This is a genomic window from Comamonas sp. UBA7840, from assembly GCF_002501455.1.
Taxonomy (GTDB): Bacteria; Pseudomonadota; Gammaproteobacteria; order Burkholderiales; family Burkholderiaceae_C; genus Comamonas; species Comamonas jiangduensis.
The window spans coordinates 1-23,500 of the sequence record NZ_DLTI01000007.1 but is presented as its reverse complement, the minus strand read 5'-3'; the positions used below and the strand labels follow the sequence as shown (position 1 = coordinate 23,500).

The 23,500-nt window shown below is 55.6% G+C and carries 24 protein-coding genes and 2 tRNA genes; 11 read left to right on the top strand and 15 right to left on the bottom strand.

Annotated features, from left to right (window positions below):
* Positions 1 to 139: 139 nt before the first annotated feature.
* A complete protein-coding gene (locus B3R00_RS01540; RefSeq protein ID WP_286997037.1) occupies positions 140 to 898 on the bottom strand; it encodes a 3-hydroxyacyl-CoA dehydrogenase in 759 nt (252 codons plus the stop codon).
* Between the two features lie 249 nt (positions 899 to 1,147).
* Entirely contained in the window at positions 1,148 to 1,699 is a 552-nt protein-coding gene (locus tag B3R00_RS01535) for a phasin family protein (RefSeq protein ID WP_219162172.1), read from the bottom strand.
* Between the two features lie 267 nt (positions 1,700 to 1,966).
* Between B3R00_RS01535 and B3R00_RS01530 the strand changes: the two genes are divergently transcribed.
* The 6 genes from B3R00_RS01530 (at position 1,967) to B3R00_RS01505 (ending at position 8,913) form a co-directional block, all read left to right on the top strand.
* Positions 1,967 to 2,458 carry an acyl-CoA thioesterase gene (locus B3R00_RS01530; RefSeq protein ID WP_286997036.1) on the top strand — a complete coding sequence of 164 codons (492 nt, stop codon included), beginning with the start codon at positions 1,967 to 1,969 and terminating at the stop codon, positions 2,456 to 2,458.
* 109 nt (positions 2,459 to 2,567) lie between these two features.
* Positions 2,568 to 3,782: a nicotinate phosphoribosyltransferase gene (gene pncB, locus B3R00_RS01525; protein WP_286997035.1), complete on the top strand. Its 1,215-nt coding sequence runs from the start codon at positions 2,568 to 2,570 to the stop codon at positions 3,780 to 3,782.
* Positions 3,779 to 5,191: a sodium:proton antiporter gene (locus B3R00_RS01520; RefSeq protein ID WP_286997034.1), complete on the top strand. Its 1,413-nt coding sequence runs from the start codon at positions 3,779 to 3,781 to the stop codon at positions 5,189 to 5,191. Before pncB ends, B3R00_RS01520 begins: the two co-directional genes overlap by 4 nt.
* A gap of 4 nt (positions 5,192 to 5,195) precedes the next feature.
* Positions 5,196 to 6,200: a 2-hydroxyacid dehydrogenase gene (locus tag B3R00_RS01515; protein ID WP_286997033.1), complete on the top strand. Its 1,005-nt coding sequence runs from the start codon at positions 5,196 to 5,198 to the stop codon at positions 6,198 to 6,200.
* 111 nt (positions 6,201 to 6,311) lie between these two features.
* Positions 6,312 to 7,703: a DNA recombination protein RmuC gene (locus B3R00_RS01510; RefSeq protein ID WP_286997039.1), complete on the top strand. Its 1,392-nt coding sequence runs from the start codon at positions 6,312 to 6,314 to the stop codon at positions 7,701 to 7,703.
* 4 nt (positions 7,704 to 7,707) lie between these two features.
* Positions 7,708 to 8,913 (top strand): MFS transporter, encoded by a 1,206-nt coding sequence (locus B3R00_RS01505; protein WP_286997032.1) that lies wholly within the window; start codon positions 7,708 to 7,710, stop codon positions 8,911 to 8,913.
* 70 nt (positions 8,914 to 8,983) lie between these two features.
* On the opposite strand, the gene B3R00_RS01500 is transcribed toward B3R00_RS01505, so the two are convergent.
* The 10 genes from B3R00_RS01500 to B3R00_RS01455 all read right to left on the bottom strand — a co-directional run bounded on the left by B3R00_RS01500 (position 8,984) and on the right by B3R00_RS01455 (position 18,177).
* Positions 8,984 to 9,868: a TIGR00730 family Rossman fold protein gene (locus B3R00_RS01500; RefSeq protein WP_286997030.1), complete on the bottom strand. Its 885-nt coding sequence runs from the start codon at positions 9,866 to 9,868 to the stop codon at positions 8,984 to 8,986.
* 92 nt (positions 9,869 to 9,960) lie between these two features.
* Entirely contained in the window at positions 9,961 to 10,332 is a 372-nt protein-coding gene (crcB, locus tag B3R00_RS01495) for a fluoride efflux transporter CrcB (protein ID WP_286997028.1), read from the bottom strand.
* A gap of 51 nt (positions 10,333 to 10,383) precedes the next feature.
* On the bottom strand, positions 10,384 to 10,791 hold the full coding sequence (locus B3R00_RS01490; RefSeq protein ID WP_286997026.1) for a monovalent cation/H(+) antiporter subunit G: 408 nt from the start codon (positions 10,789 to 10,791) through the stop codon (positions 10,384 to 10,386).
* Complete coding sequence (locus B3R00_RS01485) at positions 10,788 to 11,066, bottom strand: K+/H+ antiporter subunit F (protein WP_174863450.1); 279 nt, start codon at positions 11,064 to 11,066, stop codon at positions 10,788 to 10,790. Before B3R00_RS01485 ends, B3R00_RS01490 begins: the two co-directional genes overlap by 4 nt.
* Positions 11,063 to 11,554: a Na+/H+ antiporter subunit E gene (locus B3R00_RS01480; protein ID WP_286997023.1), complete on the bottom strand. Its 492-nt coding sequence runs from the start codon at positions 11,552 to 11,554 to the stop codon at positions 11,063 to 11,065. The genes B3R00_RS01485 and B3R00_RS01480 overlap by 4 nt, the downstream gene beginning before the upstream one ends.
* Positions 11,551 to 13,272 carry a monovalent cation/H+ antiporter subunit D gene (locus B3R00_RS01475; protein ID WP_286997022.1) on the bottom strand — a complete coding sequence of 574 codons (1,722 nt, stop codon included), beginning with the start codon at positions 13,270 to 13,272 and terminating at the stop codon, positions 11,551 to 11,553. Before B3R00_RS01475 ends, B3R00_RS01480 begins: the two co-directional genes overlap by 4 nt.
* Entirely contained in the window at positions 13,269 to 13,634 is a 366-nt protein-coding gene (locus B3R00_RS01470; protein ID WP_174863452.1) for a Na+/H+ antiporter subunit C, read from the bottom strand. Before B3R00_RS01470 ends, B3R00_RS01475 begins: the two co-directional genes overlap by 4 nt.
* The gene (locus B3R00_RS01465; protein ID WP_286997020.1) at positions 13,634 to 16,564 is read right to left on the bottom strand and encodes a monovalent cation/H+ antiporter subunit A; all 2,931 of its coding nucleotides are present in this window, start codon (positions 16,562 to 16,564) and stop codon (positions 13,634 to 13,636) included. Before B3R00_RS01465 ends, B3R00_RS01470 begins: the two co-directional genes overlap by 1 nt.
* 129 nt (positions 16,565 to 16,693) lie before the next feature.
* Positions 16,694 to 17,050: a ComEA family DNA-binding protein gene (locus B3R00_RS01460; RefSeq protein WP_286997019.1), complete on the bottom strand. Its 357-nt coding sequence runs from the start codon at positions 17,048 to 17,050 to the stop codon at positions 16,694 to 16,696.
* A gap of 146 nt (positions 17,051 to 17,196) precedes the next feature.
* Entirely contained in the window at positions 17,197 to 18,177 is a 981-nt protein-coding gene (locus B3R00_RS01455; RefSeq protein ID WP_286997018.1) for a bile acid:sodium symporter family protein, read from the bottom strand.
* 85 nt (positions 18,178 to 18,262) lie between these two features.
* On the opposite strand from B3R00_RS01455, the gene B3R00_RS01450 reads away from it, so the two are divergent.
* Positions 18,263 to 18,559, top strand: coding sequence for a hypothetical protein (locus B3R00_RS01450; RefSeq protein WP_286997017.1), 297 nt, complete (start codon positions 18,263 to 18,265; stop codon positions 18,557 to 18,559).
* A gap of 52 nt (positions 18,560 to 18,611) precedes the next feature.
* Here the strand turns inward: B3R00_RS01450 and asd are convergent, their stop codons facing one another.
* Positions 18,612 to 19,463: an archaetidylserine decarboxylase gene (gene asd / locus B3R00_RS01445; RefSeq protein WP_286997015.1), complete on the bottom strand. Its 852-nt coding sequence runs from the start codon at positions 19,461 to 19,463 to the stop codon at positions 18,612 to 18,614.
* Between the two features lie 164 nt (positions 19,464 to 19,627).
* Here asd and B3R00_RS01440 point away from each other — a divergent pair, with 164 nt between their 5' ends.
* The 3 genes from B3R00_RS01440 (at position 19,628) to B3R00_RS01430 (ending at position 21,500) form a co-directional block, all read left to right on the top strand.
* Positions 19,628 to 20,812, top strand: coding sequence for an HPP family protein (locus tag B3R00_RS01440; RefSeq protein ID WP_286997013.1), 1,185 nt, complete (start codon positions 19,628 to 19,630; stop codon positions 20,810 to 20,812).
* A 292-nt stretch (positions 20,813 to 21,104) separates the two neighbouring features.
* A complete protein-coding gene (infA, locus tag B3R00_RS01435; protein ID WP_174863455.1) occupies positions 21,105 to 21,356 on the top strand; it encodes a translation initiation factor IF-1 in 252 nt (83 codons plus the stop codon).
* Between the two features lie 67 nt (positions 21,357 to 21,423).
* Positions 21,424 to 21,500 (top strand) — tRNA-Pro (locus B3R00_RS01430).
* 164 nt (positions 21,501 to 21,664) lie between these two features.
* Here B3R00_RS01430 and B3R00_RS01425 read toward each other — a convergent pair.
* The gene (locus tag B3R00_RS01425) at positions 21,665 to 22,057 is read right to left on the bottom strand and encodes a hypothetical protein (RefSeq protein ID WP_286997011.1); all 393 of its coding nucleotides are present in this window, start codon (positions 22,055 to 22,057) and stop codon (positions 21,665 to 21,667) included.
* 376 nt (positions 22,058 to 22,433) lie between these two features.
* Between B3R00_RS01425 and B3R00_RS01420 the strand changes: the two genes are divergently transcribed.
* Positions 22,434 to 22,510, top strand: a tRNA-Pro gene (locus B3R00_RS01420).
* A 129-nt stretch (positions 22,511 to 22,639) separates the two neighbouring features.
* On the opposite strand, the gene B3R00_RS01415 is transcribed toward B3R00_RS01420, so the two are convergent.
* On the bottom strand, positions 22,640 to 23,158 hold the full coding sequence (locus B3R00_RS01415) for a DUF6933 domain-containing protein (protein WP_286997010.1): 519 nt from the start codon (positions 23,156 to 23,158) through the stop codon (positions 22,640 to 22,642).
* Between the last annotated feature and the right edge of the window lie 342 nt (positions 23,159 to 23,500).

Sequence of the window (23,500 nt, the reverse complement as noted above, 5' to 3'; positions counted from 1 at the left end):
CGAGTCCCGTCCACTCCGCCAAATTACAAACCACATTAATGCAAGTTAATGTGGTTTTTCATTGTGCAAAAATTATTACGTTGAATAAAAAAACCGCCCGGAAAAGCGGTTTTTTTATGTGTAAATGTATTCGTGCTGGTTATTTGGGGGCCAAGCGAATAGCGCCATCAAGGCGGATTACTTCGCCGTTGAGCATGTCATTTTCAATAATGTGCTTTGCCAGTTTCGCATAGTCTTGGGGTGTGCCGAGACGGCTGGGAAATGGAACGCCTGCAGCCAGTGCGTCCTGTACTTCTTGGGGCATGCCAAACAGCATGGGGGTTCCAAAGATGCCGGGAGCAATAGTCATGTTGCGGATGCCGTTGCGCGCCAGGTCACGCGCAATCGGTAAAGTCATTCCGACGATCCCGCCCTTGGATGCGGCGTAAGCAGCTTGACCAATTTGACCGTCATAAGCAGCGACGCTGGCGGTAGAGATGATCACGCCACGCTCGCCAGTGGGCTCTGGGGTGTTTTTGCACATGGCTTCAGATGCCAGGCGGATCATGTTGAAGCTGCCAATCAGATTCACTTGAATGACTTTCTGAAAGAGCGACAAACTGTGGGCCCCATTTTTACCGACAGTTTTTTCGGCGGGTGCAATGCCCGCACAGTTCACCAATCCCATGAGTTTGCCTAGCGAGGTCGCCTGCTGAACCACTGCTTGCGCATCAGCTTCGTTGCTGACATCGCATTTCACAAAGACGGCGCCCAGCTCATCGGCTACGGCTTGGCCTTTATCGATTTGCATATCTGCAATCACTACTTTGGCTCCATGTGTTGCCAGCATGCGGGCTGTGCCTTCGCCCAAGCCTGATGCTCCTCCCGTCACAATGAAAACCTTGTCATGAATTTCCATGTTGTTGCTCCTTGATTGTTGTTGACGTAAACGTCAATTATGAAGGGGCTTGCTGGGTATTGCCATACATGGTCGCTGTGTATGGATGAAAAAAAACCCGGTCTTTAAACCGGGTTTAAAAGGATCCAAGAAACGGGGGTTTCAAGAGGATCCAAGGAGACAACTGGAGATCAATGAATTGATCGATATGCGTATTCTAGGGTAAACCCTAGACTTTGTCTAGATCGCAGCACAAAGGCTGTAAAAAAATCAGGCTTTGTTGCGTGCCGCAGGGGCTTGCGCTGCTGCGGCGGCAGTGGTGGTCACTGCTTTCAGGTTGGCTTCAGCCAGATCCGAAGCTTGCTTGACTGCCTTTTGTACGCTTTCGAATGCGTTGTTGGCAGCAGACACAGCGCTTTTCATCACGGCCACGGCTGTTTCAGAACCAGCAGGTGCATTCTTGGCAGTCGATTCCACCAAGCTGTTGAAGCTTTGCTGGAATTCGCCAGCTTTGGATTCCAAAGCCTTGGTCACTTCAGCAGACGTGCTTGTGGCGATGTTGTAGAGGTGGCGGTTGTAAGCGGCGGTTTTCTCGGCCAAAGGCTGGAAAAAGCTGCTTTGCAAGGCCAGCAATTCCTGGGCGTCTTTCACGTTCAACAGGGCTTGGGTATGGGTGGCGGCTTCGGCCAAAGCTGCACGTGACGCAGCCACGTTCAGTTCGACAATTTTTTCCACGCCTTCAAAGGCTTTGGTGGTCAAACCAAACAGCGTTTCGATGTTGGCTTTGTGTGCAGCGGTGATTTGTTCAGGTGTCAGTGCCATGGTGTGCTCCAGCAGTAAAAAAGGGAGGATCGGGATAGCAGCTGCACTCTGTCAAATTTCATGTTGCAGCGCAGCATGGGGCGTATTTTTGAGCAAGCCTCACTTTGGTGCAAGTGATTTTTGTGCACTGCAGCAAAAAAACTGTAAAACACGACGAACGGTAGTGAGTGCGCCAAAATAAAGGCCGCCTGTCGCCTTGGCGCTGTCGGCCTACGCTGTCACCTGGTTGAATGCGTTTTTGCGTGTCACGCCGCAAAATGGCGCGCTATGACGCAAACAGCCCTCCAAGCAGCATCCCCATCTTTTCGGCCTGTGCCGCAGCCGCGCAGTGCATTCCGTGTTTTTCGCGACATTCCCACGCGATGGTCGGATAACGATGTGTATGGTCATGTGAACAACGTTGTGTACTACAGTTGGTTTGATACGGCGGTGAATGCCTATCTGATTGCCCAAGGTGCTTTGGACATTCACCACGGTGAAACAATTGGCTTGGTGATCGAGACCCAATGCAATTACTTTGCACCGCTGGCATTTCCGCAAACGGTTCAGGCGGGATTGCGTGTTGCCAAGCTCGGGAGCAGCAGCGTGCGCTATGAAATTGGCTTGTTTGCGCAGGGCGAGCCGATGTGTGCCGCCATCGGGCATTTTGTACACGTGTATGTAGGCAAGGCCACGCGCAAGCCTTGTGCTTTGCCGGCGAATCTGCGTGCCGCGCTGGAGCCGCTGCAGATACCCGCGCATCAACAAGATTTTTCATAGCGCTTAGCGCTTGCGCACCAACGGAGTTAATGGGTTTTCATGCTGGAGCCTTGCGGCGCAATGCCCGCAGATTGGCCTACACTGTGACTTTCGCCCCTGCTTGCCAGCCATGATCATTACCAGTTTGTTGGATACCGACCTGTACAAGTTCACCATGATGCAGGCGGTGCTGCACCAATTTCCGGGTGCGCAGGTGGAGTACCGGTTCAAATGTCGCAACCCCGGTGTGCGTTTGGCGCCTTTTGTGCATGAAATTCGGGAAGAAATTCGCGCACTGTGTCAGTTGCAGTTCCAGCCTGCGGAGCTGGAATATCTGCGCTCACTTCGTTTTATCAAAAGCGACTTTGTGGATTTCTTGAGCCTTTTTAAGCTCAATGAAAAGTACATCACTGTCAGGGCATTGGACAGCGGTGAGATTGACATCGCCATTCAAGGCCCGTGGCTGCATGTGATTCCTTTTGAGATCCCGGTGCTGGCCATCGTCAATGAGGTGTATTTCCGCAATACCCAGCCGGTGCCTGATTTTCTGGAGGGGCGCCGTCGCCTGGAAGAGAAAATTCAGTTGCTGCGCGGCGATACGCTGGAGGGCCTGAAGATTGCCGACTACGGCACGCGCCGCCGCTTTAGCCGCGCTTGGCACGAAGAGGTGCTGCGTGTGTTGTGCGCCAAATTGGGAACAGGCAGCAAACGCCCGACACCCGGGCATGGGCCAGGGCAGTTCGCTGGCACCAGCAACGTGCTGTATGCGATGCGCCTGGGAATTACGCCGCTGGGCACCATGGCGCATGAATTTTTGCAGGCCTGCCAAGCGTTGGGCCCACGGCTGCGTGACAGCCAAGTGTTTGGCTTGGAGTCATGGGCCAAAGAATACCGTGGAGACTTGGGTATTGCCTTGTCCGATGTGTATGGCATGAGCGCGTTTTTGCGCGACTTTGACCTGTATTTTTGCAAGCTCTTTGACGGAGCCCGCCATGACAGCGGAGACCCGTTTGCCTGGGGTGAGCGCATGCTGGAGCACTACCGCGCCAACCGCGTAGACCCCTTGAACAAGACGTTGATTTTTAGCGATGCGCTCACCATCCCTAAAACGATTGCGCTGTACCAGCGCTTTCATGGCCGCTGCCAGCTGGCATTTGGTATTGGTACCAATTTGACCAACGACTTGGGCTATGAGCCCTTGCAAGTCGTGATCAAAATGACGCGCTGCAATGGCCAGCCCGTGGCCAAGCTCTCCGATGCCCCGGGCAAGAGCATGTGTGACGATAAAAAGTACCTGGCGTACTTGCGCCAAGTATTTGAAATTCCAGAGGAGACTACTGCATGAAGATGGTGCGTTTTGCAGCGATCACCGGCCTGCTGGCCATGCTGCCCGCTTGGGCCCAAGCCGCAGAATTGAATGGCGCAAGCCTGGGGGGGGCGTGGGCCATTCCATTTGCGGGGCTGTTGTTGTCGATTGCGCTGATGCCTTTGCTGGCGCCCAATTTCTGGCACCACCACTTTGGCAAAGTCACCGCAGCCTGGGCGCTGGCTTTTTTGATTCCGCTGGTGCTGTTTTATGGCATGGGCGCGGCCGTTGCCAACTTTGTGCATGCGCTGCTGGCCGAGTATCTGCCGTTTGTGATTTTGCTCACGGCTTTGTATGTGGTGGCGGGCGGCATTTACATTCGCGGCAGTTTGACGGGCACGCCGTTGCTCAACACCGCCATCTTGGCGATTGGCGCCGTGCTGGCCAGCTTTATGGGTACGACCGGCGCGTCCATGCTGCTGATTCGCCCGCTGATTCGCGCGAATGCGCACCGCAGCAAGGTGGTGCACATTGTGGTGTTTTTTATCTTCATCGTCTCCAACGCGGGGGGCTCACTCACACCGCTGGGCGATCCGCCGCTGTTCTTGGGCTTTTTGAAGGGCGTGGACTTCAGCTGGACGCTGCTGCACATCTGGCCCCAGGCACTGTTCCTCGTGGGCGTGCTGCTGGCCATGTTCTTCGTGCTGGATACCTGGCTGTGCAAGAACGACAGCAACCAGTTGCCTGTGGCACAGAGCGCGCAGGCCCGCGAAGCGATTGGTTTTGACGGCAAGCTCAACTTTGCCTGGCTGGCTGTGGTGGTGGGTCTGGTGCTGCTCAGCGGCATGTGGAAGTCGGATGTGGTGTTCACCATCGCGGGCACAGAGGTGGGTTTGCCCGGTGTGGTGCGTGACGTGGGCCTGATCGCGGTGGCGGTACTGTCTTTGTTGCTGACACCTCAATCGGTGCACGCCAACAACCAGTTTGGCTGGGGGCCGATGCAAGAAGTGGCCAAGCTGTTTGCCGGTATTTTCCTGACCATCATCCCCGTAATTGCCATGCTCAAAGCGGGTGTGGATGGCCCGTTTGGTGCGGTGGTGCGAGCAGTCACCAACTCAGATGGCACACCCAATGTGGCGATGTATTTCTGGGCGACCGGTACGCTGTCTTCCTTCCTGGACAACGCTCCCACCTATCTGGTGTTCTTCAACACGGCGGGCGGTGACCCTGCGGTGCTGATGACCGCCTTGGCGCCTACGCTGGTGGCGATTTCTGCGGGTGCCGTGTTCATGGGGGCGAACTCATACATTGGTAACGCACCCAACCTGATGGTCAAAGCGATTGCGGAAGATCGCGGCGTGGCCATGCCCAGCTTCTTTGGCTACATGCTGTGGTCGGTCGGCATCTTGGTGCCGTTGTTTGTGGTGATGACATTTATCTGGTTCTAAAACTATGCGCAAACCAAGCATCCTGGTCGCACGTGCCATCCACCCTGAGGTGGTGGCATTTTTGCAGCAGCACTTTGAAGTGCAGGCCAACCAAGACGACACCGTGTGGTCACCCCAAGAGCTGGTGCAGCAGTTGCAAGGCAAAGACGGTGTACTGACCACCGGCAGCCAGTCGATTGACGGTGCTTTGCTGGCGGCGTGCCCGCAACTCAAAGCGGTTGCCAATATGGCGGTGGGCTACAACAATTTTGATGTGCTTGCACTCACGGCGGCGGGCGTGCAGGCCACCAACGCACCAGATGTGCTGACCGAAACCACGGCCGACTTTGGCTTTGCCCTGCTGATGGCTACAGCCCGCCGCGTGACCGAAAGCGAGCACTACCTGCGCGCAGGCCTGTGGAAGGAGTGGCGCTACGACTTGTTTGCGGGCGCTGAAGTGCATGGCAGCACGCTGGGCATTATTGGTATGGGCCGCATTGGGCAGGGCATTGCCAAGCGTGGGGCATACGGTTTTGGCATGAAGGTGGTCTATCACAACCGTTCGCGCCTGACGCCAGAGCTGGAGGCGGAATGCAAGGCGGCCTATGTCAGCAAACAAGAGTTGCTGCAAACGGCAGACCACGTGGTGCTGGTGCTGCCTTACACACCGGAAAACCACCACACCATTGGCGCGGCAGAGCTGGCGCAGATGAAGCCCACCGCCACGCTCATCAATATTGCGCGCGGCGGCATTGTGGATGATGCCGCGCTGGCGCAGGCGTTGAAAGAGCAGCGCATTGCAGCGGCGGGCCTGGATGTGTTTGAGGGCGAGCCCCGAGTACACCCTGACTTGCTGACGGTGCCCAACGTGGTGCTTACCCCGCACATTGCCAGCGCTACCACGGCCACACGCCGCGCCATGGCCCAGTTGGCTGCCGACAACCTGGTGGCAGTGCTGGATGGCCAGCAGCCGCTGACCCCTGTGAATACGCCCAACGATGCGGCCAAAGCCCAACGTTGGGCGGTGTAAACCATAGCTGCTTGCGTATGCCAAATAAGGCTTTCAAATAGAAAACTATTTGAAAGCTAGTGTTTGCTTGCGCTAGCAGCTATTTATTTTGAAGGAGTCTGTGTGGACTGGATGCCTTGGCTGTTGCTGGGTGGGCTGCTGCTGGTGCTGGTGGTGCAATTGCTGCACTGGCTCAAGCCCCGGCCAGCGCCTGCAGATCTGGACATGTTGGAGCGGCTGGAGCACCTGGAGCGCGCGCTGCAGCTGACACAGATGGCCATTGCCAAAAGTGACGGTGCGCTGGGCAGCATGGGCCAGCAAGTGCAGGGCCTGGTGCACAGCTTGGGGCACAACCAAACCGCTGCTGCGGACAGCCTGCGGGAGTTGGTGGGCACCCACATGCAGCGCCAGACCGAGGAAGCGCGCCACAGCCGCCAAGAGTTGCAGCAGCATTTTGCGCAGCTGCAACAAGCGTTGGCCCTGCAGCTGCAACGGCTCAACCAAGACAGCCACCAGACGGCCGAACAGCTGCGTGGCACGCTCAATGAGCGGCTGGCTACCATTCAGGCCGACAATGCCGCCAAGCTGGAAGAAATGCGCCGCACCGTGGACGAAAAGCTGCACGCCACCCTGGAACAGCGTTTGGGGGAATCCTTCAAACTGGTCAGCGACCGCCTGGAGCAGGTACACAAAGGGCTGGGCGAGATGCAATCGCTGGCCAGCAGCGTCGGCGACCTGAAACGCGTGATGACCAATGTGAAAACCCGTGGCACATGGGGCGAAGTGCAACTGGGCGGCATCATCGACAACGTGCTCACCCCCGAGCAGTACGCGCGCAACGTGAAAACCGTGCCGGGCAGTGATGAACTGGTGGAATTTGCCATCCGCTTGCCTGGGCGCGACGATGAACACCCGGTGTGGTTGCCCATTGATGCGAAATACCCGGTGGAGCACTACCAGCGCTTGCAAGATGCGCTGGATGCGGCAGACAAGCAGGCGGTAGCCAGTGCAGGCAATGCGCTGGAGAGCTCGATCCGCAACGAGGCCAAAAAAATTGCGAGCAAATATGTGGCGCCGCCATTCACCACCGATTTTGCGGTGATGTATCTGCCCTCCGAAGGGCTGTTTGCCGAGGTAATGCGCCGGCCGGGGCTGGTGGAAGCGGTGCAAAACGACTGCCGCGTGGTCATCACTGGCCCTGCCAATTTGGCTGCCATGCTCAATAGCTTGCAAATGGGCTTCAAGACACTGGCCATTGAAAAGCGCTCTTCCGAGGTGTGGGGCGTGCTGGGGCAGGTGAAAACCGAGTTCGCCAAGTTTGGCGAAGTGGTGGAAGCCACCCGCAAATCCATTGATGCGGCCGCCAAAAAATTTGAGCAAGTGGATGTGCGCACCCGCGCCATCCAGCGCAGGCTGCGCACCGTGCAAGAGCTGCCCAGCGCAGCACCGGCCGGTGATGCTGCAGGCACTATGGCGCCGCCGCTGCTGCCTGACCCGGCGGCCGCAGACCCTGACGGCGAGTGATGGCGTGGATGCTGCTTTGCTGCGCCTGATCTTGGCGCAAATTTCTATCCATGCCTGCATGACGGGCATGCGCATGGCTACGCCACTGCTGGCGCTGCGCGAGGGCTATAGCCCCGCGGCCGTTGGGGTGTTGCTGGCGCTGTTTGCGCTGACGCAGGTGTTTTTGTCGCTGCCCGCAGGGCGTTATGCGGACCGGCATGGTTTGAAGCGCCCCTTGGCCATCAGCGTGGTGGTGGCCAGCACCGGCGCTGCAGTGGCGGTGGTGTTTCCGGTTTATCCGGCCTTGTGCTTGGCAGCACTGTGCAGCGGCGGCGCATCGGGCGCGGCCATTATTGCGCTGCAGCGCCATGTAGGTCGGCAGGCGCACGACAAGGTGGGACTGCGTAATGTGTTCAGCTGGCTGGCGATTGGCCCGGCGGTGTCGAACTTTCTGGGCCCGTTCCTGGCGGGCTTGCTGATTGACTATGCAGGGGGCGAAGCTGCCAGCACCGCGGGCTTCAGGGCGGCTTTTTTGCTGCTGGCACTGCTGCCGTTGGGTGCATGGTTTTGGGTGCGTACGGTGCAGGAGCTAGCGCCTGCGCCCAAGCCTGCAAGCGCGCAGCGCACCACGGCCTGGGACATGCTGGAAAACCAGGGCTTTCGCCGCTTGCTTTTGATGAATTGGGCCTTGTCGTCGTGCTGGGATGTGCACACGTTCGTCGTGCCAATCTTGGGGCATGAGCGTGGCTTGTCGGCCTCGTTGATTGGCTCTATCTTGGGCGCTTTTGCGATGGCGGCAGTGGCCATTCGCTTGTTGATCCCTTTGCTGTCAGAGCGTGTCAGCGAGTGGCAGGTGGTGATGGGCGCCATGCTGGGCGCGTGCCTCTTGTTTATGGCCTACCCCTTGATGCCCAATGCCTGGGCGATGATGGGCTGCTCCATCGCTTTGGGGCTGGTGCTGGGCTCGGTACAGCCCATGGTGATGAGCATGATTCACCAGATCACCCCGCACCACCGACAGGGCGAGGCTTTGGGTTTACGCATGATGGCAATCAATGGCTCAAGCGTGCTGATGCCAGTGCTGTTTGGCTCCATCGGCACGGTGGTGGGCGTCTCAGCCTTGTTTTGGGCCGTGGGTGCCATGGTGGGCGGCGCAGCGCGCCTGCCGTGGCTGCTGGGCAAAGAAAATTTACCCAAGGACGTGGCCCAGCCACCACGCAGCAGCAGTTAGCGGTGCGGCGTTATGGGTACAAAAAAGCAGCCCGAAGGCTGCTGTAGGTGCTTGGGTGCCGCTTGGGCCTTTAGTGCGGTAGCTGGTAGAAATCTTTGATGATCTGCCAGGCAGCTTCTGGCGTATCCACAAAGTGAAACAGCTTGCGGTCTTCGGGGGAGATCATGCCTTCGGCAATCAGCAGGTCAAAGTTGAACAGCTGTTGCCAAAATTGCGTGTCAAACAAAATGATGGGCACCGGCTTGACCTTGGTGGTTTGCACCAGTGTCAACACTTCAAACAGCTCATCCATGGTGCCAAAACCACCGGGGAAGGCGACCAAGGCTTTGGCGCGCATCATGAAGTGCATTTTGCGCAGCGCAAAGTAGTGGAACTTGAAGCACAACTCGGGCGTGATGTAGCGGTTGCCTTGCTGCTCATGCGGCAGCAAGATGTTCAGCCCCACGTTGTCAGCGCCTGCCTCGAAGGCACCGCGGTTGGCCGCTTCCATGATGCCGGGGCCGCCGCCGGTACAAATATAGATGCGCTGATCCTGGGGCTGGCGCTGGCTGTGCTCAGCCACCAGGCGCGCAAAAGCACGGGCATTTTCGTAGCGCACAGCATTGCGCACATCGCGTTCGGCCACACGGATTTGGTCCGCATCACCATTGGCTTGCGCGGCGGCCAAGCGCTGCTGCGCCGTCTCAGCATCCACAAACCGGGCGCTGCCATACACCACGACCGTGTGTTGAATGCCGTGGGCTGCTTGGCCCAGATCAGGTTTGAGTAGCTCTAGCTGGAAGCGAATACCGCGCACTTCACGGCGCGCCATGAATTCCGGGTCAGCAAAAGCCAAACGATATGCATCGGGCAGCATCGGGTCAGAGATAGCTGCTTCGCGGGCTGTGGTGGGGGCATCGACTGGCGCCAATTCCTCTGCCAGCGAGCGCTCGTGCAGGGATGTTTTTGCGTCCATAAATCTCCAATTGCACTATCACGGGAACAAGCTGCCATCTTCGCAGATTGCAAGCCGCCGCTACATGAAAAATAGGCAAAAGCAGAGGGCGTTTAACGCAGCGCATGCACGCTATAAATACCGGCAATCGTCAGGCACAACGACGTGCCCAGATGCAGCATGGCCCACAGCAGTGCCATGCCCCAGCGCTGGGCTTGAAGCAGAGCAATGACTTCCGTCGAAAAGCTGGAGAAGGTGGTGAGCGCGCCCAGGAACCCCGTAATGATGGCCAAGCGCCAGATGGGATCGATGTGGGGCGAGGCATCCAGCCACGCAATCGCCAAGCCAATGCTGTACCCCCCCAGTGCATTGGCCGCCAAGGTGCCCCATGCCAGCTGGCCCGGCACAGTCAGCCACACACCCAGCTGCCAGCGCAGCAAAGCGCCCAGACTGGCTCCGGTGCAAATGGCAATGATGTGAAGCATGATTGATGGTTGAAATTGCCCGCTGGCGCTTACTGGGTAAGCGCTAGGCGCTTAACTTTTTGATGCTTCAGAGTCTGCCGTTACGGCTTCTGCGGAAAGGGGCTCATTGCGCACAATGCGGCTGATGCTGGGGGGGACGTCGCGCCCCGCACGGCGGGCACGAAAGAGTGCAGCACGCATCAAGAAGATGGTGGTGATGGGCACTGTCACGGCGATGAAAATCGCAATCAGCAGTGCATGCAGCGCAAGGCCCTGGCCGGTGGCACTGAAGAACACAAAGGTGGCCCACATGATCAGCCAGCAACCCATGGTGGCAATGATGGAAGGGGAGTGCACGCGCTCGAAATAGCTTTTCAGGCGCATCAGGCCCAGCGAGCCCAGCAGCGCGACGATGGAGCCGCCCAACACCAGCACGGCAATTAGCACCTCAGCCCACAAAGGCAGCGTGATCTCATTCATTCGATCACCTCGCCACGCAGCAAAAATTTGGCCATGGCAGTAGAGCCTACGCAGCCAAACAAGGCAATCAGCAAGGCAGCCTCAAAGTACATGGATGAGCTGTACAAAATACCCAGCACCAGCATGGCCAGCATGCCGTTGAGGTACATGCAGTCCAAGGCCAAAACGCGGTCTTGCGCGGAAGGGCCTTTGAGTAGACGTGTCAGCGTGCAGGCCATCGCCAGCACCAAGAAGAAAAGGGCCAAAGACAGTACCCAGATTAACCATTGGCTCATTCGAAAATCTCCCTCAGTGGGCGCTCGTATTTGGTTTTGACATGCTCCACGATGGTTTGTGGGTCATCGACTTCCAGAACGTGCATCAGCAGTATCGAGCGGTCACGTGATATTTCTGCCCACGCGGTACCCGGTGTGATGCAGGTAATCATTGCCAGCACCGCCAACCCGTTAGGGTCTTGCAACTCCAGTGGGACATGCACAAAAGCAGCATGGTGTTTGCGCATCTTGGGAAACAGCAAGAAGCGCACCACCTGAAAGTTGGACACCGAGGTGTCTGCAACCACGGTGAGAAAGAGCTTCAAGATCGTCCAAGGGTGGCGTACGCGCACGGGCAGGGGGCGCAAGCCGCGCGTGAGCACGGGGATACAGAGCCCCAGGATGGCCCCAAGCACGATGTGCCCTTTGCTCATGGAGTGGTTGAGCAGCAGCCACAGCACGAACAAGGCGGCGGACAGCAGGGGAGCGGGAAAGAGGCGTTTCATCATGGCTGAGCCTCCTGCCCGCTGCTCGGCGGGGTGCTGCTAGGAGCGATGGTGGGGTTAGGCACAGGTCGCGTTTCCATCACGGCTTGAATGTAGGTGCCGGGGGCATGCAAGGTATTGGCCGCGTTCTGGGTGTACTGCATGACAGAGTCTGCTTTCACCGTCAGCACCATGCACAGGGCCATCAGCGCTGCAATCGGCAGCCCCTCAGAGATGCGCAACTCAGGTGTCCCACGCTCGTGCGTGGCCCAAAAATGGCGGATGCCTGCGCGCGTAAGTGCAATCAGGGCGAACAAGCCTGTAGCAATCATCAGCGCCATCAGCACCCAGCCCCATGGGCCGGCTTGGTAGCCCGCAGATTGGCCCAGGCCTACGGGGTTGATCAAGTTGGTGAGCATGGCAAATTTGCCAATGAAGCCAGATAGCGGTGGCAAGCCAGTCACCACCAAGGTGCACATGATGAAGGCCAAACCGAGGAAAGCGGCAGAGGCAGGAATGGCGCGGCCAATCAGCACTTGCTCGTTTTCGTCGAGGTTCAGGCTCTGGGTGGGTACCAGTTCAGAGTTGAGAAAGGGCGCTTCTTCATCATCAATGTCGATGTTTCCATCGTTGCGCCAGCGGTCCATGATGTCTGCCAGCAAGAAGAGGATGGCCACCGCCAGCGTGGAGCTGGGCAGGTAGTACAGCAAACCTGCGGTGAGCATGTTTTGGCCAAAGCCAATTGCAGCGAGCAATGTGCCCGAGGACAAGATGGCGGCGTAGCCTGCCAGGTGCGTCAGCCGGGTGGCGGCCAAGGTGCCAATGCCGCCAAACACCATGGTGGCCATGCCGCCTGCAATCAGCCACATCGAGCCAAAGAGGGCAGAGTCGCCCGCTTCGCTAGAGAACATCAGGGTCCATAAACGCAAAATGGTATAGATGCCCACCTTGGTCATGAGTGCGAACAATGCACCGACGGGTGCCGTCGCGGCGCTGTAAGCCGGCACCAACCAGAAGTTCAGTGGCCATACGGCGGCCTTGATCAAAAAGGCCGTTGCCAAAATGCCTGCGGCCGTGTGCAGCAAGCCACGGTCAGCCGCTGACACTTCAGGGATGGCTTGGGCCAAATCGGCCATGTTCAATGTACCCGTAAGGCCATAAAGCATGGACACGCCAATCAAGAACAGCGAAGACGCTGCCAGGTTGATGGCAATGTAGTGCATGCCAGATTGCACGCGCATGCGTCCAGAGCCATGCAGCAGCAGGCCATAGGATGCCGCCAGCATGATCTCGAAGAAGACGAATAAATTGAACAGGTCTGCAGTGAGGAAAGCGCCGGACAAGCCCATCAACTGCAGCTGAAACAATGGGTGAAAGTGCACCCCTGCCTTGTGCCAACGCGCCGTGGAGAACAAGCTGGATGCCAGCGCGATGCTGTAGGTCAGTACCAGCATCAAGGCAGTGAGTCGGTCTACCGCCAGCACAATCCCAAAAGGTGCCTGCCAGTTACCAGGCAGATAAACGCCCATGGTGGTGCTGGAGCCCGATTGATCGGCCCATAAAAGCAGGGCAATGGCCGCGAGCAAACCTAGCGCGGTAGTCCCGACATTCATCACCATTTTGGCTTGTTGCTGCTCTTCTTTGAGGAGCAGCATGAGTGCCGCCGTCAACATTGGCAGCACGATGGGCGCCAGCATGAGGTGTGGCATGAGGGATGCCAGCCATTCCAAAATCAAGCTCATGGCATCTCCTGTACATCGCGCGCTTTGACGCCATCCACATGGTCAGTGCCCGACATGCCGCGTGATGCAAGCAGTACCACCAAGAACAGGGCCGTCATGGCAAAGCCAATGACAATCGCGGTTAGCACCAAGGCTTGGGGCATGGGGTCTGCGTAATGTGCCAAGGTTTCAGGAATGCCCGGACGCAGCACCGGCTCCTTATCAATCGCGAGCCCTTCACGGCCCATGCTGAAGATGAACAGGTTCACGGCATAAGACAGCAAAGACAGGCCCACGATCACTTGAAACGTGCGCGGGCGCAACAGCAGCCATACCCCTGAACCTGCAAGCACGCCAATAGCAATTGCCAATACGGTTTCCATCAGAGGCCTCCTTGCTGAGCAGCTTGCTCTTCTTGGATACGTGCGTGGTAGCGGTGGCCGCGCACCGATTGGTGGGCAATTGCCGTCAAGATCAGCAGGGTAGAACCCACAACCAAAGTGAAAACTCCTATGTCAAAAAAAGTAGCGCTTGCAAGGTGAATTTGCCCAATCCACGGCACACTGAAGTGGAAAGTGTGGCTGGTCATGAAGGGGTAGCCCGCCACGATGGAGCCGATGCCCGTCATGATGGCGAACAGCAATCCGAAACCAATCCAGCGGCGCGGGAACAGCGGCATATGCGCTTCCACCCATTGCGTGCCAGAGATGATGTATTGCAGCAGGAGTGCGACGGAGAACACCAAGCCGGCAACAAAGCCGCCACCCGGTTCGTTGTGTCCGCGCAGGAAGAGATAGATGGCAACCAGCGTGGCAAAAGGCAGCAGCAAGCGAACCAGTACCGCTGGCACCATCAGATAGCCAACTGCGGTATCCCCCGCATTCCGAGGGTTGATCAAATCGGTTTGCAGATCACCCGGAATGTAGCGTTGCTGCTCGGGTATATCCATGGTCTCGCGTGCGGGTCGGAAGCGGCGCAGCAAGGCGTACACCGTCAAAGCCACAATTCCCAACACGACGATTTCCCCAAAAGTGTCAAAACCACGAAAGTCCACCAGCATGACGTTGACCACATTGGTGCCGCCGCCTTCGGACAGGGCACGCTCTAAGAAAAAGGTTGAGGTGCTTTCTGGGAAGGGGCGGCTCATCATGGCAAAAGCCAGCCACCCTACGCTGCCGCCTGCAGCCAGGGCAATCAGCAGGTCACGCAAGCGGCGCGCACGTGCGGCGAGCTCGGTGGATAGCGCTGGAATGCGCAAGCTTTTATCGCGTTTGGGCAGCCAGCGCAGACCGAGCAAGATCAGCACGGTGGTGACTACTTCAACCACCAGTTGGGTAAGTGCCAAATCTGGTGCTGAGAACCACAAGAAAGTGATGCAAGTACATAGCCCTGCGCCACCCAACATGATCAAGGAAGCCATGCGGTGGTATTTGGCCTTCCATGCAGCACCTAGGGCGCACAGTCCTCCTATGGACCAAAGCAGCACAAAGGCGGGAGATAGCGGTAAGTTGGCGCGATTACCCAACTCAAGCCCGCGAATCCACAGCGGCAGCACCCCAGCACCTAGCGCGAGCAGAACCAGCCACAGCATTTGCCACTGTAAATGTTGCGTGCTGAGCAGCCTGCGCGTGTTGCGAGCCAACAAAGTCAGGCGTGCAATCAAATTTTCAAATATCCGTTTGCCATTGAGTTGGAAAAGCAAGGGTCTGGAGTCACTCAGCACACCTTGTTTGCGCAACCAGTGCAGGGCAGCATATAGAACAATACCGCCAAGCAAGGCCACCACACTCATGACCAAGGGGGTGTTGATGCCGTGCCAAACAGCCAGGCTAAAGGCGGGCAAATTGCCGCCTACCACCGGTAATGCGGCGGCATTCAAAAATTCTCCCACTGCCCAAGCAGGGAAGATGCCGACCACCAAGCAAATCAGAACCAACAACTCAACCGGCACCCGCATCCAGTGGGGGGGTTCATGGGGTTTGCGGGGGAGGTCTACGGCTTTGGGGCCGAAGTACACATCAGCGGTAAAGCACAGGGAATAGGCAACGCTGAACATGCCGGCGATCGTCGCCGCGAGAGGTAAAACGATGCTGACCCAATGATCGGTCTCTATAAACACCGTTTCCGCAAAGAACATTTCTTTGGACAAGAACCCGTTGAGCAGCGGCACGCCTGCCATCGCAGCGCTGGCTACACAAGCCAGCGTTGCGGTGACCGGCATCATCTTGCGCAATCCTGAAAGGCGATCCATGTCGCGCGTGCCACTTTCGTGGTCCACAATGCCTGCTGCCATAAACAAAGAGGCTTTGAACGTGGCATGGTTCATGATGTGGAACACGGCAGCGACGGCTGCCAGAGGGCTGTTCAGCCCCAGCAGCAGTGTGATGAGCCCCAGGTGTGAGATGGTGGAATACGCCAGCAGACCTTTTAGGTCGCGCTGGAACATGGCAAAAAATCCGCCTACCAAGAGCGTAGTGACACCTGTGCCACTCACGATCCAGAACCACTGGTCGGTACCTGCGAGTACGGGCCATAAGCGGGCCATCAGAAATACTCCCGCCTTGACCATTGTGGCAGAGTGCAAGTAGGCGGAGACGGGGGTAGGGGCCGCCATGGCGTGGGGGAGCCAGAAATGAAACGGGAACTGTGCACTTTTGGTCAGTGCGCCCAATAAGATCATGATCAGCATTGGGGTGTACAAGTCGTGTGCACGAACTTGCTCACCTGCTGCCAGCACGTTCTCTAAGTCATAGCTGCCAACGATATGCCCCAAGATCAGCATGCCCGCAAACATGCAAAGGCCACCAGTGCCCGTTACCGTGAGTGCCATGCGTGCGCCCCGTCGCGCATCTTGGCGGTGGTGCCAATAACCGATCAATAAGAATGAAAAGAGGCTGGTCAGCTCCCAGAAAAATACCAGTTGAATGATGTTGCCCGAGAGCACAACGCCTGACATTGCTCCCATAAAAGCAAGCAGGAAAGAGAAAAAGCGCGGTACGGGGTCTGCAGGAGACATGTAATAGCGCGCATACAGCACAACCAAGGAGCCTATGCCCAGCACCAACATGCTGAACATCCAGGCAAAACCATCCATGCGAACCACAAAATTCAAACCAAGCGCTGGCAGCCAAATTAACTCTTGGCGTATCACGCCGCCATCGGCAATCTCGGGGAAAAACATCGCTGCTTGAATCGTGCAAGTCAGCGCAATGATGCCTGCGAGGGTGGATTCCGTGTTCCGCGCGTTCGCAGGTAAAACGGCTGCCAAAAGACTGCCGATAAAAGGGAGAAGAATGAGAGAGATCAGCGGCATGAATGCTTGTTCGATAGTTCTATGGTCTCTTGGGTGCTATGGAAATTTGAGCGCGTATTGATGGTGTTGGCGGCTCAGGAACAAAAACGCCCGCCATGGGCGGGCGTTTTGTAAGCATAAAGGAGAAATTCAGCTCTTCTCTTGTTTTTTGCCTGCTGTTTGTGCGGGTTTTGCGGTTTTTTCGTTGTTGCCGGCGGGCTTGGTAGCTGATTTGCCTCCTTGTTTGTAAGCTTGGCCGTTCACGGTGAGGCCTTCGTCGGACAGCTTGTTAGCCGATGTCGCCGCAATCCCTTTGACGCGAGCAATCAAGTCATCCCAGTTTTTGAACGGGCCTTGTTTGCGCGCATCCATGATGCGAGTTGCCGTTGCAGGGCCAATTCCTTTCACTTCTTGTAAGTCACTATGGCTGGCTTTGTTGACATCGACTGCAGCCATGGCAAGTGCTGCGTAAAAAGCCAGGCAAATAGCGATCAATTTTTTAATCATGCAGATATCTCCCCCAAAAGTTTTGAGTTGATGATTTATGCACCGGAGTGCATGGGCATGTTAAGAAAGTCTTGCGGCTTCATGCAAGGAATTCTGGTTCTGCGGCGCCAGATGGACTGAAGGCGGAAAAAATTCTCTCAAGCGCGCTAGATTACCGGGTTGCCTGCTTTGCGCTGGTAGCGCCCTGCGACGATGGCGGAAACCATCAGTTGCATAGGGTGAAACAACATCACAGGCAGTACCATGGGGCCCACGACAGAGGCCGCAAACAAGACTTTGGCCATTGGGATGCCGCTAACTAGGCTTTTTTGAGCGCCGCAGAACAAAATGGTGGCTTCATCAGCGGTGGTGAAGCCAAAGCGGCGGCTGGCCCAGATGCACCAAGCCATGGAGCAGGCCAGAATCAATGCGCACACCAGAAAAAGTGTCAGCATTGAAATGAGCGGCATTTGTTGCCATAGGCCAGCGACCACAGCGCCGCTGAAGGCCGAATAAACCACCAGCAAAATAGAACCTTGATCCACGATTTTGATCTTGTTGCCTACGCGTTGTAGCAGACCGGAAGTCCAAGGGCGCAGCAGATGGCCTATGACAAAAGGTAAGAGCAACTGTGCAGCAATTTTTCCCATCGCATCCAAGGGGTTGCCCGCGCTGGTTGAGTGCGACAGCAACATCCCAACCAATATCGGTGTGAACACAATCCCCATTAACGTAGAACCTGAAGCGCTGCAAACGGCAGCGGGAATGTTGCCTCGCGCGAGACCTGTGAGCGCGATGGCTGATTGCACAGTGGCTGGAAGGGCGCACAGAAACAGTACGCCGAGTACAAGCTCGGGAGGTAGTAGGAGCTGCAGCGTCGGTTTCAGTAGCCAGCCTAAAAGGGGAAAGAAGGCGAATGTTGTTGCAGTGACCAGTAAGTGCAGACGCCAATGGCCAATGCCTGCCAAAATGGCTTGCCGGGACAGTTTGCTGCCATGCAAAAAAAAGAGCACCAGAATGACTGCGCTTGTAACCCGTTCTAACAGTTGGGCAAAATTTCCTGAGGCAGGAATTAGGCTGGCAAGTAAAACAGTGCCTGCCAGCGCCAAAGTAAAGTTGTCAGGACGAAAGCGGGCCAAGAAGCTCATGACGTGTTGATTGAGTGGGGGCGCAGACGTAAGTTAAATGGTGTTGAAAAAATCACTTAATTTTTTCAAATTGCGGTCGATATGAATGTTGTTCGTATCTTTGAAGGCATGCTTTATGTTGCTAGTAAGCCCCGGTTCTCCAGATTCTGCTCAAGTGCATCATGAGCGTTCCAGCATGTTTCAAATGCCAGTCTTCAAACCTGGTGTGAAAGTGATAGCCGGCAACAGGCAAGAAACCGTAAGTCATGTGGTGCTGCGCCGCCGCGAGATGATGGTGTATTTGGTGGGTAAGGATGATCCTGTCAAACCTGAGCGTTTGAGTTTGGTTCCTACTTGGTTCACCACCACGCGACGTCCAGAAGTATTGAACTGGTATCTCTGATACTAAAAAGGTGGTCTAAGAAGCTCGGGGCCAGAGCTTCTCCTTTACCTATTTACGCGGTAGTTTGTGTTGCCATGCTTTCGCCCAAGCGCACAGGCTTTGCTGTCTGCCATTCAGTGTTGAATTGCATGTCGCTTTTTGGTGTGAGCAAAACAATGGTGGAGCCTAGTAAAAAACGCCCCATTTCTGCGCCTTGTGCCAGTTGAACGTCTTGCTGTGCATAGTTCCACTCTCGTATTTTTCCGGTGCGGGGTGGATTGACTATGCCGTGCCAAACGGTTGCCATGCTGCCAACAATGGTCGCCCCCACCAGCACCATGACAAATGGTCCAAACGGTCCTTCGAAGACGCACACGACCCGTTCATTGCGGGCAAACAACCCTGGGACACCGCGTGCCGTTGTGGGGTTTACGGAAAACAGCTCACCGGGAACGTGGATCATTCTCAGCAATTTGCCTGCACATGGCATGTGAATACGGTGATAGTCGCGAGGACTTAGGTAAATCGTTGCGAATTTGCCATCTTGGAATTGCGCGGCGAGCTGGGCATCGCCTCCGACCAAGGCTTGCGTAGAGTAATGATGCCCTTTGGCTTGAAAAATTTGCTCGCCTTGAATGGGGCCAAGTTGGCTAATGGCGCCATCCACCGGGCAAATCCAATCGGCTTGCGCCAAAGGTCTCGCTCCAGGGCGCAGAGCTCGCGTAAAGAACGCATTGAAGCTCGGATAGGCTGCGGGATCTGGATTGGCAGCCTCAGACATATCTACTTGATAGCGTTGGATGAACCACTTGATGACGGCGGTGGTGGTAGATCCTGCTTGCAAGTTAGCAAGGCGTCCCATCAGCTGTGTTAGAGCTTTTTTGGGAAGGAAATATTGGGGCAGGACCGAGAGGCGATCAGACACGGGAATGGTTTGAGATAAAGACAAAAGAGCCGATTCTATCGGCAGCATCCAAGGCTATGCCTATGTGTGACACCGACTTCGTGGTATGAGCGGCAAAATGCCCAATCGCATGGGTTGCATGCATGTTGTTGGAGTGCGTGGTTCGTGCGCATGCTTTAGGTACTATGGTTGATCCCTTTAAAAACTCTCCTACTAGCACGCTGGATGCTAGCCGTGCACAGCTCAGCCGCTGGGGTTTGTGGCTTCGTAACTTTCTACCTGCTTCCGTGCGTGTTGGCTATTCTGAAGCCTGCCGTATGGCGCTTGGTGTAGCGCTTGGCTTGTTGGTCACGGGCATGCTTTCGCGTTGGTGGTCAGGTAGTGTCGGCAACATGTGGATGGTGTCTTCGCTCGGGGCTAGTGCAGTTCTCTTATTTGGCATGCCTGCTAGTCCTATGGCGCAGCCGTGGCCAGTTTTGGTGGGAACCGTCTTGTCTGCGTTGGTGGGGGCTGCAGCTCAGGCATTGATTGCGGATACAGCGTTGGCTTGTGCAGTGGCAGTAGGTTTATCTGTCTTGCTGATGGTGCCTTTGCGTTGCATGCACCCGCCGGGGGCTGGTTTTGCTGCCTATGTGGTGTTGGAGCACATCAATGGCGTGGCGTTAGTGGCCTTCCCCATTCTTTTTAATGTGGCGGTTTTGCTGTTGTGTGCGGTGATTTACAACGCCCTCACCGGTAAGCGTTATCCACATCCTCAGCACAGTTTAAAGCGAGGCTTTAGTTCCGATGGCAACGGAGTATTTGCGCCTGAAGACCTGGATGCTGCGCTCAAGCACTACAACCAAGTGTTGGATATTAGCCGGGCGGATCTGGAGGGGCTGATGCACATTGCAGGTCGATCTGCTTTCAACCGCAACTTCGGAAACTTGCGCTGTGTTGACATCATGTCGCAACCTGTTTTTGCAGTGGAGCCTGGAGTACCTCAAAAAGAGGCGTGGGCCCTGATGAAGCAAGAGCGCGTCAAAGCGCTTCCAGTGGTAGATGCCGATGGCGTTGTCTTAGGAATTGTGAGTATTTCTGATTTTGTGCGGCAAGCCACACTGGATGCCCCGGAGGGGGTCGCACAGCGCATTCGTCATTTGGTCACGGGGCGCAGCGCGCAAAAAGCCAAAGTAGAGGCGCTTATGGAGACTGAAACGCAAGTGGTGGAGGCGAGTTGCTTGTTGGTGGACTTGGTTCCCTTGTTTTCAACAGGAGGCTGCCACCACCTACCAGTTGTGGACGCTCAGCATAAATTGGTAGGTATCGTGACCCAGACGGATTTGATTCGCGCACTTAGTGCGGCGATTGGCGGATCACAAAAACGTTGATGGGCGCATACGTTCATTGATGGGTAAAAATCAGCACTACGCAGAGTAATTTGTAGGTGAGCGATTGATAAGTTTGATTGTTTCTGAAGAAAATTGGGCTTAGCAGCTACAATTGACCGCTATTTTTTGCGGCCGACTTTGCTGCATTTCCCGTTGAGGCCCTCTGTTCGGTTTGCGCCGTGCGCAACCTTTCTCCGTTGTGCATTACGGCACACGTTTGTCTATGTAATAAAGACATGGGTTTGAAGCAAAGGCGCCGCAAACAGATACCTACCTTTAAAGTTGATTGAACATGGCAAAAGAAGAATTGATTGAAATGCAAGGCTCCGTGACTGAAGTGTTGCCCGACTCGCGCTTTCGTGTGACGCTGGAAAACGGTCACCAACTGATTGCATACACTGGCGGCAAAATGCGCAAGCATCACATTCGCATCTTGGCAGGCGACAAAGTCTCTCTGGAGATGTCTCCGTATGATCTGACCAAAGGTCGCATCACCTTCCGTCACCTGCCTAACCGTGGCCCAGCTCCTTCTTCATCGCGTTAAACAATTTGCGAAAAATTTACCATTTTGCAAAATGGCATTCAATTTTTGCTTATAATCTGAATCTTGTCGGAGCGTAGCGCAGCCTGGTAGCGCATCTGCTTTGGGAGCAGAGGGTCGCGAGTTCGAATCCCGCCGCTCCGACCATAAGATTGAAGGGCTAGATCAAAAGATCTAGCCCTTTTTTCGTTCTTGCCATGCTGCAATAAGAGTGGCTTTTATTCTTTATGCTTCAGCTGCTTATGAACGTAAGAAAATACGGTTTTACGTAGTTCTGACAAGCTTTAAAAGCTATCAAAATAATTTTTTATCTAAGGTTTGGCAATGTGCCATGCGCCACCAACGCCATCGCCGGTGGTGTCACCTGGCTTGCTGTCTTGAGCCCAGTAGTACAAGGGTTTACCTTGGTAGGCCCATTGCTTGCTGCCATCATCGCGAGTGATCGCATTCCATGCGCCGATTGGTTTGGCGTTGCTGGGTGCGAGCAGTGGAGGCCAGTTCTTGGCGCAATTGTCGTTGCACATGCTTTTGCCACTGCCGGTTATGTCACGGTCGAAGATGTACAGCGTCATTTGCTGCGGCCCTACGAGGCGACCCTGCAAGACAGTTGCAGGGCTGTGGATGCCGGTGTGGCTTGTGGTGGTGTTACAGGCGGTCAGTCCCAGCAGGGTGGTGGCTAGTGCGACAGGGAGAAGGTATCTCATGGCTAACTCCTTTTGGATATCTCTCAAGGTAAGCATCACATGGTGTGTGCCGCTGCATTGTCGGCTGGGTGTTGCGGCAAATACGTAAGGTGTTTTCGCTTTGCTTTGATAAGGTTAGGGCTTTCCTGGGGCTAGACGGCTTCTTGCAGAAATTTCTTTCAGTGAACCGTTAAGCGCTACGATGGAGGTGCTTACAAGGAGGTGTTCTCATGACTCGAACCATGACCATCCTAGCAATCTTTGGAATTTTGGCAGCACTTTATTTTTTGAATCGATACGGCTTGTATTGAGTGGCGTGTCAAAGTTGCTGATTGTGTGAGTCACAATCTCTGGTGCAGAATTTTGATAGCAAAAATAAGTTATACTACGTGCTGTTCGGAGCGTAGCGCAGCCTGGTAGCGCATCTGCTTTGGGAGCAGAGGGTCGCGAGTTCGAATCCCGCCGCTCCGACCAATTGATTCAAGGACTTAGCTGAGAAATCGGCTAAGTCCTTTTGTCTTTTCTGGGCTGAGGGGTAAACAAAGGGGTAAACAAGAAATTTGCTACTTAGCCCTTTCAGGCTTATCAAGCTATGAACTCTGGCTATGACAAAGTACGCAACTTGCTCTCAGCCACATCCCAAGAATTCGCCCAGCCAATGGTGCGTTGCGGCGTTTTGTTCATCTTGAAGATGATCTCAGTCAGGTCGCAGTGTGCAAGCCCGCCCATGTAATCAACCATGGACTGATAGCGCCACACCATATCGTTCATGCAACCCATGGCTGCTCGGCTGTCATTTTTGGCGTAACGAAATTCAATGTACGGATCAATCGCCCGTGCAATCGCATCACCGGGCAAGCCCCGCATCTGCAGCAGTTGCACCAAGCCGCCAATCAGCATGTCTGGCAAACGCTGTGGTGTCATCGGCACCTTGCCACTGAGCAAAATAAAAGACAGCAGCGTGGATTCGCTCATGAAGACATACGCCTTCCTGCGCTCCACCATAAAGCGGTTAACCATCCAATGCCCCAGCGGGGCATCTGAAGGCTCAATCGGTGAGAGTTGGTTTTTGTGCAAACCGATGGCTTTTTGCACATCGGCTGTGCATTTCAAATAGAGCATAGCGTTTAAGTCGTTTAGGGCAACTGCACCAATGACACAGCAGCCGAGGCTTTTTTGTCCATGCAGTTGGTGCTTGGTCGCACGCCCCCTCCGTGCCTATTCCAGCCCGCTTTGAGCGGTGGCAGGGTCAATGAACTTGAAGCTGATGACTGCTTTGACCGCTGAGTTGTTTCTCATCCAGCGCGTGTCTCCACGAACCTCTAGAGTTTGAACTTATTGTGGCAAATCCGTACTTGGAGCACTGGATTGGAGTGAGGCAGCAGAACAATAAACTTGCGGAAGGCAAGCTTAATGCTGATTGCAGACGTCCAAATCAGAAATGCTGTTGATTTCCACGCAGAA

Bases quoted from the DNA above. Each gene is read 5' to 3' on its own strand.
- B3R00_RS01540 (WP_286997037.1), bottom strand. From the start codon at position 898: ATGGAAATTCATGACAAGGTTTTCATTGTGACGGGAGGAGCATCAGGC.
- B3R00_RS01535 (WP_219162172.1), bottom strand. From the start codon at position 1,699: ATGGCACTGACACCTGAACAAATCACCGCTGCACACAAAGCCAACATC.
- B3R00_RS01530 (WP_286997036.1), top strand. From the start codon at position 1,967: ATGACGCAAACAGCCCTCCAAGCAGCATCCCCATCTTTTCGGCCTGTG.
- pncB (WP_286997035.1), top strand. From the start codon at position 2,568: ATGATCATTACCAGTTTGTTGGATACCGACCTGTACAAGTTCACCATG.
- B3R00_RS01520 (WP_286997034.1), top strand. From the start codon at position 3,779: ATGAAGATGGTGCGTTTTGCAGCGATCACCGGCCTGCTGGCCATGCTG.
- B3R00_RS01515 (WP_286997033.1), top strand. From the start codon at position 5,196: ATGCGCAAACCAAGCATCCTGGTCGCACGTGCCATCCACCCTGAGGTG.
- B3R00_RS01510 (WP_286997039.1), top strand. From the start codon at position 6,312: ATGCCTTGGCTGTTGCTGGGTGGGCTGCTGCTGGTGCTGGTGGTGCAA.
- B3R00_RS01500 (WP_286997030.1), bottom strand. From the start codon at position 9,868: ATGGACGCAAAAACATCCCTGCACGAGCGCTCGCTGGCAGAGGAATTG.
- crcB (WP_286997028.1), bottom strand. From the start codon at position 10,332: ATGCTTCACATCATTGCCATTTGCACCGGAGCCAGTCTGGGCGCTTTG.
- B3R00_RS01490 (WP_286997026.1), bottom strand. From the start codon at position 10,791: ATGAATGAGATCACGCTGCCTTTGTGGGCTGAGGTGCTAATTGCCGTG.
- B3R00_RS01485 (WP_174863450.1), bottom strand. From the start codon at position 11,066: ATGAGCCAATGGTTAATCTGGGTACTGTCTTTGGCCCTTTTCTTCTTG.
- B3R00_RS01480 (WP_286997023.1), bottom strand. From the start codon at position 11,554: ATGATGAAACGCCTCTTTCCCGCTCCCCTGCTGTCCGCCGCCTTGTTC.
- B3R00_RS01475 (WP_286997022.1), bottom strand. From the start codon at position 13,272: ATGAGCTTGATTTTGGAATGGCTGGCATCCCTCATGCCACACCTCATG.
- B3R00_RS01470 (WP_174863452.1), bottom strand. From the start codon at position 13,634: ATGGAAACCGTATTGGCAATTGCTATTGGCGTGCTTGCAGGTTCAGGG.
- B3R00_RS01465 (WP_286997020.1), bottom strand. From the start codon at position 16,564: ATGCCGCTGATCTCTCTCATTCTTCTCCCTTTTATCGGCAGTCTTTTG.
- B3R00_RS01460 (WP_286997019.1), bottom strand. From the start codon at position 17,050: ATGATTAAAAAATTGATCGCTATTTGCCTGGCTTTTTACGCAGCACTT.
- B3R00_RS01455 (WP_286997018.1), bottom strand. From the start codon at position 18,177: ATGAGCTTCTTGGCCCGCTTTCGTCCTGACAACTTTACTTTGGCGCTG.
- B3R00_RS01450 (WP_286997017.1), top strand. From the start codon at position 18,263: ATGTTGTTCGTATCTTTGAAGGCATGCTTTATGTTGCTAGTAAGCCCC.
- B3R00_RS01440 (WP_286997013.1), top strand. From the start codon at position 19,628: ATGGTTGATCCCTTTAAAAACTCTCCTACTAGCACGCTGGATGCTAGC.
- infA (WP_174863455.1), top strand. From the start codon at position 21,105: ATGGCAAAAGAAGAATTGATTGAAATGCAAGGCTCCGTGACTGAAGTG.
- B3R00_RS01425 (WP_286997011.1), bottom strand. From the start codon at position 22,057: ATGAGATACCTTCTCCCTGTCGCACTAGCCACCACCCTGCTGGGACTG.
- B3R00_RS01415 (WP_286997010.1), bottom strand. From the start codon at position 23,158: ATGCTCTATTTGAAATGCACAGCCGATGTGCAAAAAGCCATCGGTTTG.